At 71.3% G+C, this 321-nt stretch carries 1 pseudogene; it reads right to left on the bottom strand.

Features of this window, described 5'->3' with window-relative positions:
• Positions 1-321, bottom strand: a pseudogene (locus KVS71_RS17200) (hypothetical protein); the annotation flags it as partial.

Here is a 321-nt window from a genome sequence, read left to right as displayed (position 1 = left end):
CTTGTCCACCTGGATGACGGTGCGGCCCTCCATGCGGGCGAGCCCGACCGGCACCCCCACTCCGACCGGCCGGGCTGGGAGCACCATGCCGCCTGAGTGGATCCCCAGATGCCGTGGAGCCTTCAGCAGCTCGGCCGCGTAGTCGGGCACGGTGTCGGGGATGTCGTGGCCCTCCACGGGTTCGGGCCCTGATCCCCAGCCGTCCACCTGCCGTGACCAGGAGTCCTGCTGTCCTGGAGAGTGCCCCAGGGCTCTGTCCATGTCGCGGACGGCGTCCTTCGGCCGGTACTGGATGACGTGCGCCACCTGGGCCGCCCGCTC

Source organism: Microbacterium sp. GbtcB4, from assembly GCF_019091465.1.
GTDB classification, from domain to species: Bacteria; Actinomycetota; Actinomycetes; order Actinomycetales; family Microbacteriaceae; genus Microbacterium; species Microbacterium paraoxydans.
Note: the sequence above shows the minus strand (reverse complement) of the source record. Positions and strands in the feature narration are given on the sequence as shown.